At 53.2% G+C, this 13,751-nt stretch carries 13 protein-coding genes; 5 read left to right on the top strand and 8 right to left on the bottom strand.

Annotation, left to right across the window (positions count from 1 at the left end; translation table 11 throughout):
* Positions 1-194: 194 nt before the first annotated feature.
* Both H7F31_RS13020 and H7F31_RS13015 read right to left on the bottom strand, forming a co-directional pair.
* Positions 195-2,186, bottom strand: coding sequence for a sensor histidine kinase (locus H7F31_RS13020; RefSeq protein WP_187104521.1), 1,992 nt, complete (start codon positions 2,184-2,186; stop codon positions 195-197).
* Positions 2,187-2,294: 108 nt separating this feature from the next.
* On the bottom strand, positions 2,295-2,978 hold the full coding sequence (locus tag H7F31_RS13015) for a response regulator transcription factor (protein WP_256975930.1): 684 nt from the start codon (positions 2,976-2,978) through the stop codon (positions 2,295-2,297).
* Positions 2,979-3,226: 248 nt separating this feature from the next.
* Here H7F31_RS13015 and H7F31_RS13010 point away from each other — a divergent pair, with 248 nt between their 5' ends.
* A complete protein-coding gene (locus tag H7F31_RS13010; RefSeq protein ID WP_187104520.1) occupies positions 3,227-3,391 on the top strand; it encodes a YycC family protein in 165 nt (54 codons plus the stop codon).
* A complete protein-coding gene (locus tag H7F31_RS13005; RefSeq protein WP_187105338.1) occupies positions 3,391-3,633 on the top strand; it encodes a hypothetical protein in 243 nt (80 codons plus the stop codon). Before H7F31_RS13010 ends, H7F31_RS13005 begins: the two co-directional genes overlap by 1 nt.
* A 52-nt stretch (positions 3,634-3,685) precedes the next feature.
* On the opposite strand, the gene H7F31_RS13000 is transcribed toward H7F31_RS13005, so the two are convergent.
* On the bottom strand, positions 3,686-4,378 hold the full coding sequence (locus H7F31_RS13000; protein ID WP_187104519.1) for a DUF2225 domain-containing protein: 693 nt from the start codon (positions 4,376-4,378) through the stop codon (positions 3,686-3,688).
* A 6-nt stretch (positions 4,379-4,384) separates the two neighbouring features.
* Positions 4,385-4,774, bottom strand: a complete 390-nt coding sequence (locus tag H7F31_RS12995) for a globin domain-containing protein (RefSeq protein WP_087570854.1) — start codon at positions 4,772-4,774, stop codon at positions 4,385-4,387.
* Between the two features lie 400 nt (positions 4,775-5,174).
* Between H7F31_RS12995 and H7F31_RS12990 the strand changes: the two genes are divergently transcribed.
* Together H7F31_RS12990 and H7F31_RS12985 are read left to right on the top strand one after the other, a co-directional pair.
* Positions 5,175-6,341, top strand: a complete 1,167-nt coding sequence (locus tag H7F31_RS12990) for a nucleoside recognition domain-containing protein (protein WP_187104518.1) — start codon at positions 5,175-5,177, stop codon at positions 6,339-6,341.
* Positions 6,342-6,436: 95 nt separating this feature from the next.
* Positions 6,437-7,228, top strand: a complete 792-nt coding sequence (locus H7F31_RS12985; protein WP_087570856.1) for an NAD kinase — start codon at positions 6,437-6,439, stop codon at positions 7,226-7,228.
* A 57-nt stretch (positions 7,229-7,285) separates the two neighbouring features.
* Here the strand turns inward: H7F31_RS12985 and H7F31_RS12980 are convergent, their stop codons facing one another.
* The gene (locus H7F31_RS12980) at positions 7,286-8,008 is read right to left on the bottom strand and encodes a YutD family protein (RefSeq protein ID WP_261800410.1); all 723 of its coding nucleotides are present in this window, start codon (positions 8,006-8,008) and stop codon (positions 7,286-7,288) included.
* A 40-nt stretch (positions 8,009-8,048) separates the two neighbouring features.
* Positions 8,049-9,035, bottom strand: coding sequence for a lipoyl synthase (lipA, locus tag H7F31_RS12975; RefSeq protein ID WP_187104517.1), 987 nt, complete (start codon positions 9,033-9,035; stop codon positions 8,049-8,051).
* Between the two features lie 328 nt (positions 9,036-9,363).
* Between lipA and H7F31_RS12970 the strand changes: the two genes are divergently transcribed.
* Positions 9,364-10,446 (top strand): M23 family metallopeptidase, encoded by a 1,083-nt coding sequence (locus H7F31_RS12970; protein WP_315970559.1) that lies wholly within the window; start codon positions 9,364-9,366, stop codon positions 10,444-10,446.
* A gap of 259 nt (positions 10,447-10,705) precedes the next feature.
* Here H7F31_RS12970 and H7F31_RS12965 read toward each other — a convergent pair whose 3' ends face one another.
* Positions 10,706-11,881, bottom strand: a complete 1,176-nt coding sequence (locus H7F31_RS12965; RefSeq protein WP_187104516.1) for an IS256 family transposase — start codon at positions 11,879-11,881, stop codon at positions 10,706-10,708.
* Positions 11,882-12,503: 622 nt separating this feature from the next.
* A complete protein-coding gene (gene yunB, locus H7F31_RS12960) occupies positions 12,504-13,643 on the bottom strand; it encodes a sporulation protein YunB (RefSeq protein ID WP_187104515.1) in 1,140 nt (379 codons plus the stop codon).
* Positions 13,644-13,751 lie beyond the last annotated feature (108 nt).

The following is a 13,751-nucleotide window of genomic DNA, read 5'->3' as shown; positions in this document are numbered from 1 at the left end:
GATTGATCAATCACAGTGTAAAAGAATCGCCGGAATCCCAGTAGTTACAATCCGTCATCGTTTTTGTCATACGTGTCACGAAGTGGCTTGCTTTGCCGATTCCCGATCACCCTCCTAAACGAGCAACAGCCGCCGGTCGGCCTCCCGCCACGGGAAGCCAGCCAGCGGCTGTCGTCAACATCAATCTTTATTTATCAGCGCAGAGGAATGGTAATGACGAGTTCGCAGCCTGCGGGCGAATGGTCCTCGCCAGTGGATGCTCGCACAGACACGCTGCCCCCGAGCAGCTCCACCCGTTCCATCATGGAGCTGAGCCCGAAGCCCGGGGCGCTCTGTTCGTAAGGCTCGCCATCGTTGGAGAGGCAGAACCGAAGCTCATTCTCCTCGCATGCGATACGGAAACGGAAGCGATAGCTTCGGCCATGGCGAATGCCGTTCGTCAGCCCCTCTTGCAGCGCATGGCATAAGACTCCTTCCGTCACTATGCCCAATGACAGCTCGCGAGGCAGCGAAATATCGCTCTCCACCTTAACCTCCATCGTGTCCTCCGCATACTGAATGAGTTCGCGAAGAGATGCCTCCAGCGACAGCTGCTGTTCTTCGTCCGACTTCATCAGCCGAACCGTCTTGCGGATATCGTTTAACCCTTTACGCACCAACTCATCAAGCAAATCCAGCTTTTCTTGCGGAACTCCGCCTTGCCGGTCGGTCAGCTTGCGGGTCGCCTCCAACTGAACGATTGCAGCGGTTAACGTATGACCGACGACGTCGTGCATTTCATAAGCGATACGATTGCGCTCCTCAAGCACCGAGATCTCCGCGAGCGTCTCCGCCTTCTCCCGCAATGTAACGGCAAGCGTCCGGTTCGCCCGTTCCAGCTCGGAGGTTCGGGTATCCACCAGCTTCTCCAGATTACGATGGAATTGCTCCAACTCCCTGTTCTTCACCAGCAGCTCAGCCGCGTTGCGCTCCGACTCCAAATGCACCTGACGCACGCGGACCACGATGACCATGACCGTACAGATCAGGAACAAAAAGAATACATTGGGCAGCATGCCCTCCACCACCCTGTACAGATAGGGGAACTCCATCATAAGTTTCGTTAGCGACAGGGGGAAGATAAACGCAATAATACTGACGATCGACCCCATCGTAAACGTCCAATACCCACGCAGCAGCCAGCGTTTCTCCAGCCGCGTCGTTTCCCCCCGCGATCCGTAAGCATGACGCGCCAGTGCATAAGTCACCGTGCTGAAGCCGACGAGCGCAATAAAGAGTTCTCCCATCCCGACCCATTGGTGGAAGATGCTTGGTGCAGCAACTGCGATCAAGATCGCTGCAGCCGAATAAAAGCCCATCGCATAATGCGCGAACTTAACATAACGGAAGCTTCCAGCGTTAAGCGCATTCGTATAGAACCCCATGCACGCCCAAATCGCTAATGGAGTGAGAAGCAGCCCCCAATGGTAGGCACCGCTCATCGGAATGAACCATTGCAGAGTACGGCAGGTTAGCAGAAGCCCCCAGCTGGAAGCCAGGCAGAAGAGCGAGAACCACCCGTAGATACGCTCTCTCCTTCTGAGGAACAGCACGAGTCCCGTGACTCCGGCCGCGGTTCCCAACATGGAATACACGATGAATGCGAGCTCCGACACAATGGAGATGAATAAAATTTGATCCAGCTCGCTCATCATGACGAGGTCGTGTCCAAGCAATCCTGCCTTTTCCCATTCCGCCCGGATAAGCAGGTGCCTGCCTGCAGTATCGGATGGTATGCTTGCTGCATGTATCATTCGCGTGGGACTAATATATTTAAGTTTGCCATCCATATTGAACCGGTAGATAGATTCGCCATCCAGGAATGCTTCGAATCTATTCATCATCGAGAAGTATAGATAGGGATTGTTCCAATGCAGTTCGGGCAAGAAGCGTTGCAGCCACACCGTGCCTTCATAATTGTCGAGCTTGGCTTTGGCGGCTTCATCAAAAGGCACCCACGCAGCATCCTTAGGTGAAGACGCGCCGAAAGCGACCTCCCAGTGCAGAGACAGTACAGTGAAAGGTTCTCTTTCCCCATCAATCCGGCTCGACTGGCTTAATAGCACCATGGGCAGGAACGTGCCTATGACAACGGCGCATACAAGCAGCCATGGCAGAAAGGATAGACGTTGCCTTAGTATTCGCATGCAAAGTTAACTCCTTATGCGGCGTTTTCCGCCGCCGTCTAGACCTGAGCAAGTTGCGATTGGGCGCGCGGCCGCAATAACGGGTCGTTTGCCACTTGGCGTCAATACTCAGTACGAATCCTCGAGCAGCATTTTCCTCAGCAGCGCAACGGCTGCCTGGCGATCGCTCGTACCGAGTTTGTTGTAGATGACGCTAATATAGTTTCTTACGGTTCCTTCGCTCATGAACAAGCCGGAGGATATCTGCTTATTGCTGTACCCGTCGATCATGAGCATAATGATCTTGCGTTCTCGCTCCGTGAACGAATACCCGCTCGCTTTGAGCTTGTCTTCGTCGAATGAATCCGCTCTGCTGTCCGACAAGACGGACAGCTTGGCGGCCAGCTTCGAGGCGATAGGCGCCGGAAGCATAACGGCGCCGCTCATAGCCTCGTGTATCGTCTGCACGATTTTTTTGGACGGCATGTCCTTGAGGAGAAAGCCATCCGCTCCGCCGGCCATCGCGTCGATGATGAAGCGGTCCTCAGCGAAGGTCGTCAGCATAAGCACCACTATGGAAGGATGTTCGCGCTTCAATCTTTTCATTGCTTCGATGCCATCCATAACGGGCATCTTAATATCCATAAGCACAACATCCGGCTGCTGCCGCGACGCCAGCTCCACTGCTTGCAATCCGTTCTCGCATAAGCCGACGATGTCCAAATCCTCTTCCGATTGAAGTATCGTCTGCAGCCCTTCTCTCAGCAAACGCTGGTCGTCGACGATCATAATGGATATCACGGGCTCAGTCACCTCTTATCGTTTCCTTGTTCAATGCTTTTCTCAAAAGTGTAGCAAACACATGGGAAATCGTATAGAGGATTCCAACATTCCATGACAGGTATGACAAAAACGATGACATCCCGTTCGCAGGATCATCCTATTGAACACAAAAAAATCGGGCGGCCTCAGCAATTCATTTGCTAGAAGCATGCCCGTCGGTGTATAACAGTAATAGTGCGAGTTCAAAAAGTTCGGTTTTTAAATTGGAGGATAAACCTATGTCTAAACCATTGCAAATATCACCTGACACGGCGATAAAGCTATCCAAGGAGCTTAATGTCCCTATCGAGAATCTGATGCATATGCCAAGGCATATCTTGCTGCAGAAGCTTGCCGAGCTGGCCAAGTCCGAAGCGGAAAAAGGAGAGAGCAAGCCGCAGTGATGATTCCGTTTGAGAACACATGGCCGTACGAGAACATGATGGGCGACCTGTATGTTGCCGAATGTCCGTTCTGCGACGCCGAGAACGTGCTGCTGCTGCTTAAGCCAAGCGAGCTACCGCTCATACGCGACGGCAAAAAAAGGCTGATGATCTTTCCTTGCTGCCATGGCAGAATGACCATTATTGACGCGGACAGAGACTATTTGCTCGCGGACAGTCCCTTGCGCCGATCAGGGTCCTGACGGCGCAAGGCTGTCTCCGCAGCTAAGGCGATGAAGCCGCAGCCGTGCTTGTCTAAACTACCGCCTCGGATTTTATGCCGTTCTGCTGCCCCATCTCCTCGCGAATAAGCTGCCATTGCTCCCGGCATGCCCGAATCATGGCAGCGTCCATAATTCGTTTGTCGCTGACGACGCGCGAGAACCACTTAACCGCTTCGTTCCACTCTCCGACTCTCCGGTTCAGCTCGCCGATTAAAAACATCAGTCTGGCATTGTTCAGGCTGTTGCCTTCCAGCTCGTACACCTTGATGTAGGATTCCAGCGCGAATGCGAGGAATCTCTTCTCCTGCGCGACGTTCCCCTCGTAACGGTATAACCACGCGATGTGATGCAGCAAGCCCGACAGAATACGGTCGGGAGCTCCTGTAGCCTGCGCAGCCAACAAAGCCAGCTTGTACGTCTCCATCGCTTGTCTGCCGGTCCGTTCGCCGCCGTATTGAAGTCCCTTCCAGTTTGATCCGATTACATCGTAATAGCTTTTCCTCTGCTTGTCGCTTAGACGCTCAAAGCCATTATCCGTCGATGCATAACCACAGCTCGGACATACTTTTACGACATAAAAGTCCGGGTTGACGCCCTTCTCGTAATAACCGCAGAAATCTGAATCCATGCGAGATGCCCTCTTGAAACTCGGTCGAACTCTGGATGTTGTATAAGTCGTTTCACAGCAAATGCAAGTTACTTTGGATTCATATAGCGGTTCCATGAGAATTCACGTCTCCTCTTCTGATGTGTTTACAAAATGATACGCGGGTCCCGACAGTCTCTCGATCAGTAAATCCCGCAGCTCTGGCGTATGTCCGGCTTCTTCCAGCGCGCTGCGCATGCAGCTCAGCCACGCTTCCGCATGGCGACGTGTAATGGGAAATGGCATATGCCTTGCTCGCATCATGGGATGGCCGTGCTCATCGGAATACAAGCTTGGGCCCCCGAGAAATTGGGATAAAAACATATACTGCTTGTCTATGACGGGATTAATATCCTCCGGAAATAGCGGTCCTATCAATGGATGGGCCTGCACCTTGGGGTAAAACAACTCGACTATAGTCCTAATACCTTCTGCTTCGCCTACCGCCTCATAGAGGCTAATATTCCTCTTCATCGTCAAAACCATCTCCAAACTGTAGGTAATTAGTATTATAACACATCGAAAATAAAAAAGGACAAAAAAAAGCCCGCGTCCGCGGGACTTAAGACTTATGTGGATCAGCATCTCATTGATACGATTCGTACTCTTCTTCTGCCGGTGCCGCAATGGACTCCCTGATGACGTAGACAAAAGCGCAGACGAGAATGCCGGCGATAATACTCATGATCATCACTCCAAGCGTGTCAGGATGATTCTATTGTACCATAAAAAACGCTGTTTAAAACCAAAATCGCAAGCGTTTACAAACTGTAATATTCCTGTAACATTCTGCAATAGTTATGGATGCCCTACTCCTAACATATATGTAGGTATGGAGTCCGTACAGGCCCTCCCCTTCGGAAGGAGACACACGATGCTGCGCTCAATGATCCACCCTCTGTCCTTGACCGCGATGTCAGCCTTGTTCATCGCGTTGCTCATGGCCGTCTTTCCCAACGAAACCATATATGCCTCCCTGCGTGGCTTGTCGATTTGGTGGCAAGTGCTGTTCCCTGCCCTTTTCCCCTTCTTCGTGATTTCCGAGGTGCTGCTTGGACTGGGTATCGTTCACTTTCTTGGCAAGCTGCTGGATCCGCTGATGCGCCCTTTGTTCCGACTTCCCGGCATTGGGGGATTCGTCGTTGCGATGGGGTATATGTCAGGTTACCCGGTCGGCGCAAGATTAACCTCCCAGCTTTGGGAACAGAGACTTATTACGCGCATCGAAGGCGAGCGTCTCGTCGCATTCACGACGACCTCGGATCCCATCTTCCTCATAGGGGCCGTATCGGTCGGCTTCTTCCATAATGTCGCCTTGGCGCCGGTGCTTGCGGCCGCGCATTACGGCAGCGGCTTCGCGGTCGGCTTGCTCATGCGGCTTCACGGCAGGAGCGAGGAGATCGGCAGCAAGCACCATGGGGCATCCGAGCCCTCCGCCGAGAAGCCCCTGGTCTCCGCTTCTATGTCCTCTTCATCCGCAAGGGGCGATTCAGATCCGTCGTCCTCTGTTCCTGTCGCGGGAGGGAAGACAAGGCAAAGAAGCCGATTCTATTCTGCCCTTCACGCTATGCATGAGGCTCGTCTGCTCGACGGCCGCGACATGGGCAGACTGCTGCAGGATGCCGTGCAATCCGCGCTCAAGCTGATGATCGTCGTAGGCGGACTCGTCGTGTTTTTTTCGGTTGTGATGGAGATGCTTACGCATGCGGGACTTGTTTCCGCGCTGTCCGAAGGGCTCCGACTTGTCCTGGGACTGGCAGGTCTGCCTCCCGCCCTCGCAGACGCAGCCGTCTACGGCTTATTCGAAGTGACGCTCGGCACGCGTGCGGCAGGCATGGCCGGAACCGGTCTGCTGCATCAGGCCGCGATCGCGGCCTGGGTGTTATCCTGGGCGGGACTATCCGTTCATGCGCAGGTTGCCAGCCTCGTCAGCCGGACGACAATGAGGTACCGGCCGTTCCTTATAGCGCGATTGCTCCATGCATTCCTGGCGGCCATTATGGTCTATCTGCTATGGGGTTTCCTCGGCCCCTCGCTTTAACGCGGCGAATCATCTCGATAACCTGTCATATCGTTGAAATAAAGGGCGATTTCCGCTATCATCAAAGTACTGACAGTTCGGAAGGAGAACGCGACTTGAAATACGCCGTAATCGACAGAGGGGACCCTTTATCCAAATCGCTGGTCCAACAATTCCATGCACTTGCCGCCGCCAGAGGGTTCGTCCTGGATGAAGAGAGACCCGAATTCGTCATCTCCATCGGCGGAGACGGCACTCTGCTCCAGGCTTTCCACAAGCACGTGGATCATATCGCGGACGTCGCCTTCATCGGCATACATACTGGGCACCTCGGCTTCTACGCAGACTGGAACGCGGACGAAATCGAGGAGCTCGTAAGATTAATGGCGGAGGAGACTCCCAGGCTCGTTCGTTATCCCCTAGCTCAGATCGAGGTGGAAACAAACACCGAGACGCTTCATTACGTAGCGCTTAACGAATTTACCTTAAAGGGCGTTGACGGCACCCTCGTCGCGCAGATCAATATTAACGACGAGCTGTTCGAGATGTTCCGGGGCGATGGCATCGTCATCTCAACCCCATCCGGCAGCACTGCTTATAACAAGAGCTTGGGAGGCGCCATCGTCCATCCGTCCATCGAATCGCTTCAGATTGCGGAGATTGCTTCCATCAATAACCGGGTATTCCGGACGCTCGGCTCCTCCGTTATGCTGCCCAAGCACCATCATTGCGACATCATATCCAAGAAGGAGCAGCGAATTCAACTCAGCGTGGACCACGTCAACATGATGCACAGCGACATTCGTTCCATCCGCTGCAGCGTATCGACTCGCAAGGTGACGTTTCCCAGGTACCGCGCCTTCACCTTCTGGAACCGCGTACGCGAAGCGTTCATAGACATGACTTAAAAAGACGCCGGGTACTCTCCTTCGAGGAGATGCCCGGCGTCTTTTTATCTTTTTATTCTATGGTTGCGGCGGCTTGTGGTTCTGACCTTCCGATATAACGGCTGATTCGCTCCCTGCAACCTTAACCGGCTTCTTGCCGCGATGATCGTTAGGCCGATTGCGATTGTTTTTCCTAAAGGACTGATCGCGGTCACGGCGCTTGTTCTCTCCCGGCTCGGTAGAAGAATCCTTCTCCTGTCCTTGTCCTCCACGGGATGAAGGCTGCCCCTTGCCGCCGTGGCCATGGTGATTGTTGTGGCCATTTTGACTCCGATGCCGGGCTCCGCCATGCTGATCCTTTCTCGCAGGGACCTGTCTGTCTAACTCATGACTCTGATCGGCCTCCGACGTAGAAGAAGCAGCTGCGGATTCCACCGCTGCACGAAGATCGTAGCCCGCCAGCCTTGGTGCTTCGGGATCCACGTTAAGATCCAGATCATCCGCATCCGGCTCGTGATTGCCCCCTTGCTTCTTCTCCAGAACGAAATACGCGCAGCCGAAATTGCAATATTCATTAATATAATCGGATACGCCCGAAAAGCTGCTCTCCTTGGCCGCCTTCTGATGGCCATCGCGGAAGAAACCCTTTAATCGGAGCTGGTTGTAACCCCAGTCGCCGATAATATAATCGTAACGCTCTAATACTTCGCTATACCTGTTACGAAACGCTTCGGGATTCCACCCATTGCGATTTTCGTGCATGAGCTCGTACGATTTGCCCCCGATATGAATCAATGCCATTGTTACCCCCCGCTTCAGCGTCGATTAACGATTAGTTGGCTCAGGCCAGCGCTCCCGAAGCGGCGCTTGCGCAGGAACCCGATGAAGACTCCAGACCCAGTCCCATATTGTTTTCCAAAGCCTGGCCCTTCTCTTCTGCGGCGATTGCCGCATGAGCGGAATCCGTCTGTTCGTGCGCATGATACGAGCTGCGTACGAGCGGTCCCGATTCGACATGGCGGAAACCTCGATTTTTGCCCTCGATCTTAAGCTGGGCGAATTCGTCTGGATGAACATAACGTTCGATTGGCATATGCTTAGGCGTAGGCTGCAGGTATTGGCCCAGCGTCAGAATATTGCAATCCACGGCGCGGAGATCGTCCATAGCCTGAATAATCTCGTCATACTGCTCTCCAACGCCCAGCATGATGCTGGACTTCGTGGGAATCTTCGGCTTCATCTCTTTGGCCCGGCGCAGCAACTCCAGAGAACGTTTGTACTTCGCCTTCGCGCGGACGCGATCCGACAGCCTTGCCACGGTTTCGATATTATGATTCAAGATATCCGGATTGGCATCCATAACAACTTGCAGGGCATCCCAATTGCCCATAAAGTCCGGAATAAGCACTTCAACCCGGCAGAACGGCAACCGTTTGCGGATAGCCATAATCGTGGCCGCGAAGATGGACGCGCCGCCATCGGCTAGATCGTCGCGTGCGACGGATGTTACGACACAGTGCATTAGCCCCATCTGCTCCGCCGCTTCCGCAACGCGCTCGGGCTCTTGCAGATCCAGCTCAGTCGGCATACCCGTCTTGACCGCGCAGAATCGGCATGCGCGCGTGCAAATATCGCCAAGAATCATAAACGTAGCGGTCCTGTTCGACCAGCATTCGTAAATATTCGGGCAACGCGCTTCTTCGCACACGGTATGCAGCGTCTTGTTCCGCATCATATTTTTAATTTCGGCATAGTTGCCATCGGTCGTTAATTTTATGCGAAGCCAGTCCGGCTTTGGCAATTTCTCGCGTTTGTTGCGTTCGCTCATATCCATTCCCTGCTTTCACGTTACGTTATAAGTTTACGGCATTGCCATTATTATAACACGCTCTGCTGGCAAAAAGTAATGACAAGCTCTCCAAGATTGATTGTTGATCCATAGTTAATACGAATGCGATCCATCGCAAAACGATATAAGTCGGCGGCGATTTCTTCCGCTTTGTATATCGCTCCAGTCATTTTTCTCCATTATTCCACACATATGTTCGTAATTTCCAGCAACAAACCATGCGGAAGGCTGGGGCTCGGGGATAAAACCGGCAGTTCTGCAAAAACTATCGTTATGACCTCATGCTTATCGAAAGGGTGAGACGCAATTGAAAGCCATCATCCCGCTCTCAGCGCTGATTGCGGCCGCATTGCTGCAGGCTGTGCCCGCGACGGGAGCCGCGGCGGCAGCCCCAGTAAAACAAACACAACCCTCCGGCACTGCTGTCATCCAATCTCAGGCGACAGGCGCGGCGGCGGAAGGACAACTCGCTGCCAATCCCTTCGACCAGCGCAGGGAGCTCTACGATCAACTAAGCAACGTTACCGGCGTCGAATGGTATTGGATTGCGGCGGTTGATCAATACGAACGCTCCATGTCCAAAGCGAAGCCAAAGGCACGCCCTCTGTTAGGACAAATAGCCGGAGTTTTTGTGGAGCCCGAGCGATGGGCAGGCCCGCTTAATCCTGACTCCGATGACAGCTCCCCTGCTTCCATTCGTTTCTTCGAAGGGATCGGCAAGGACGGAGACGGCAACGGTCTCGCGGAACGGACGAGCGACATCGACCTGCTGTATTCGCTCATTACCTTTATGGGAGCAAAAGGCACGGTCGATATGCGATTTCCGGCTGGCGTATGGGATTATTACCATAATAACCGCGCCGTTCAGCGGGTGGAGCAATTCGCCGCCATCTACAAGCATTACGGCAAGCTTGATCTATTTGAGCACGCCTTCCCTCTTCCGCTCGGAACTTCGTATTCCTACAGGGATACATGGGGCGATCGCAGAGGCTGGGGCGGCAGACGGAGCCATGAAGGAACAGACTTGTTCGCGGGCCACGGCACCCCGGTGCGAAGCACCTGCTACGGCATTATCGAGATCAAGGGCTGGAACAAGTACGGCGGCTGGCGAATCGGCATTCGTGATCTGAACAACCATTACCATTATTACGCGCATCTCTCCGGCTTCGACAAAAAGCTTAACGTCGGTGACATCGTCGAAGCCGGTCAAGTGGTTGGCTGGGTCGGAAGCTCCGGCTATGGCAAGCCAGGTACGTCCGGCAAGTTCCCGCCCCATCTCCATTACGGCGTCTACAGCGATCGCGGCCTTCTGGAATGGGCTTTCGATCCCTATCCCATGCTTAAGCGCTGGGAGCAAGCGGAGCGGCAACGACGTCGGAGCGGGAAGTAATTTTCGCTGGCATAACAGATTGACGAGATAGCGTTTAAAAGATGGATTGCCGAAACAGTGGTGAGGTATTTAGATCGGTCACGTCGACCTAAATCCAACAAAGCGAGCTTCTCGCAGCATTTAGAGCGGCGATACCGACTTAATCATCAAAACGCGGCAGCGATGCGGTAGCGTCAAGAAGTTTGTGTAAGTAGGTTTTTCCATCGGGACGATGGCATTCTTTTAATGGTGAGCGTAGCCCAAGCGAAGGCGCGGGAGGCTATTGGTTTCCATAACGCTCGTTGTACATTTTCTCGAAAGCAGCTTTCGTATCGACATCGACAAAGCCACGGATCGCTCGACCACACCATTTTTCGTTGTAGTCGGTGGCTTGTAGATAAATGATCTTCTCCGCCGCTTCAATGTTCGTTAAACTGTTCATCGGTTTGAGGCGCTTACGCAGTTCTTTGTTCATTCGTTCAATCGGATTTGTGGTGTAGATGGCGGGCCAAGTCAACGTCGGGTACTTGTAAAAGGTTAAGAGCGTCGAGAGTTGTTCCTCCCAGGACGCGACTTCCTTTGGATACTGCTTACGCCATCTATCCTTAAATCCGTCGAATACAGCGCGTGCCACGTCTCCATCGATGGCGGTATACACCAGCTTCAAGTCATCCAAGAACTCTGTTTTATCCGCTACACGGATCTTTGGAAAGGTCGCACGTACTTTGTGAACAACGCAATGCTGAACATCGGCCATGGGGTAGATTTCACGGAAGGCCTCTTCAAGCCCTGGCAAGCCGTCGAAGACACCTAGCAAGATGTCGGTAGCTCCGCGATTCTTGAGATCCTTAAGAACCTCGCGCCATCCATTTGAGCTCTCGTGGCCGCCTACGTAGAAGCCGAGGATTTGGCGAATGCCTTTCTCGTCGATGCCCATGGCCAAATAAACCGCCTCACTGCTTACGGTGTTGCGCTTCAGCTTCACATAAAGGCCATCGAGGTAAATGACAGAGTAGCGTTTCTCAAGCGGACGTTTCTGCCACTGCTCAATATCCTCCATAACCGTATGGGTAATGTTGCTGACGGTTGTAGGCGAGTACTGCGAGCCAAACATGCTCTCTACGAATTTTGCGACTTCCCGTGTGCTCATTCCGCCTTTGTACATGTGAATAATGGCTTCCTCAAGCCAGCCTTCACGGCGCTGGTAGGGCTGGAACAGTCGAGTTTGAAAAAATCCTTTGCGGTCTCGAGGCACTTGAAGCTCGTTGATGGCGCCGTAGCGTGTTTGATAAGTGCGCTTGTAGTTGCCATTTAACGTCGTACGCGGTCCCTTGTGTTCGTTACTAATGTAATTTTTAATTTCTTCACGCAGGAGTAACTCCAACTTCTCCTGCACAAGCTTAGTTACAGCATTTTCAAGTAGATCATTGAACGCATTTTCGGGTATAGTAGTCATCGAGTAGGGCTCCTTCTTGGTGATCTCAGCAATCCCGAGAATACCCTACTTTTTTGTTGCCTGTGAAGGCTCCAAATGTTGGTACACAAACTACTTTACTTCATCAGCGATGCGGCATTTAGATCGGTCACGTCGACCTAAATCCAACAAAGCGAGCTTCTCGCAGCATTTAGAGCGGCGATACCGACTTAATCATCAAAACGCGGCAGCGATGCGGCATTTAGGTCGGTCACGTCGACCTAAATCCAACAAAGCGAGCTTCTCGCAGCATTTAGAGCGGTGATACCGACTTAATCATCAAAACGCGGCAGCGATGCGGCATTTAGGTCGGTCACGTCGACCTAAATCCAACAAAGCGAGCTTCTCGCAGCATCTAGAGCGGTGATACCGACTTAATCATCAAAACGCGGCAGCGATGCGGCATTTAGATCGGTCACGTCGACCTAAATCCAACCAAGCGAGCTTCTCGCAGCATTTAGAGCGGTGATACCGTCTTAAACCTCAAAAAGCCCAAACAGTGGCTTCACGTCGCTCATATTTCACACACAAACAAGCTTCCCATCAAAGTCAATAATGATTTGATGGGAAGCCCTTTCGCGTTCTAGGCCTTCGGGTAGCGCCCTTATTCCGACTGTAGCTGAATCGACGAACTTCCTTGAGAAGAGTCGCCGTTGCTATGGCCTCCCGGAGCGGAAGATTCTCCTGGCAATGCTCCTTCATCTGCCGCACCGCCTTCAATTTCACCCGGCTTGGCCGTAACGCCCCCCGCTCCTTGCTGCAGAGGGACAGATATGTTGGGCGCTTGGGCGGCGGAATCGCCAACCGGCTTGCCCGTACCGTCGTAATAATACATCGGCACATCGCCAACGACGAGCAGATACGAGATCGGAATTTCGGTTTCGACCACCTCGGGTTCAGTATCGAACGGAATAATAATGGATACCTCAGCGACGACTCTAATATACACTTCCACCAAAACCATATTGATGCCGGCGCCCCGTTCGCGGGTATTTAGCTCCACCTTCGTCGCTCCGACCGGCTCGAATTTAACGGGGACCGTAGGACCGAACGAAGAGATGATCGCACTGCCGAGGGCATGGCCGATCGGGATATGCTCCGGAATATGCTTGATCTCGCTAAGCGCCGCCTGGACCGTCTGCACCGTCTCCGACGTAATGCTGATATGCTCCGCATAATTCAGCATGAAGCCGGATACTTTGCCGTCCGCGTTCATCTTCCAATCGATAAGTTTATCGGCCTCTGACTTGTGCGCCACCTGGTCCGTGATTGCTTTGTTAATCGCCTGTGTGGCTACCTGCTTCACCCTGACCTTCGCAATGTTCATAAGCGGAGGTCGCAGATTGCGTTCTATGAACACGAACGAGGGTATCGAGAAGACGATCATGAACAGAAGGAGCCATAACAGAAACATCCGTTTGCGAAGACGCGGGCGACTCCGCGGTTCTTTTGGCCTTGTCCCCCATACGGTTGGCTGTGAGGGGCGCTTGGATCCTGCAGCACCACCCAAGCTGAATGTAAAGATTGGTCTCCGCCGCTTCCAGCTTGCGGCCGGCTTCCCTGCTGCGGGTCTTGCTCCCCACTTTATGCCGCCGCTCCCTGGGCCCGACTTGGTCGTCCCGATTCTGCCCTTCCCGTTTCCCCAGCTTACCGTCTTCGTGCGCCGTAATGAACTGCCCGAACCAAGCCCTGACAGCCCGTCACCGAATCGCTGCCACCAACTCCGTCTTCCCCATCTTGCCATCGCCATCCCTCCGTCCTGTCCTTCTCCATACCCAAGCTTATGCAAAACCCGCCCAAAAAAGAAACGGATTGTCCCTTACCCGCCCTTATGGCGTCTCATCCCCACACC

This window comes from Paenibacillus sp. PAMC21692 (assembly GCF_014303795.1).
Taxonomy (GTDB): Bacteria; Bacillota; Bacilli; order Paenibacillales; family Paenibacillaceae; genus Pristimantibacillus; species Pristimantibacillus agaridevorans.
This window is presented reverse-complemented; position numbering and strand designations above follow the sequence as displayed.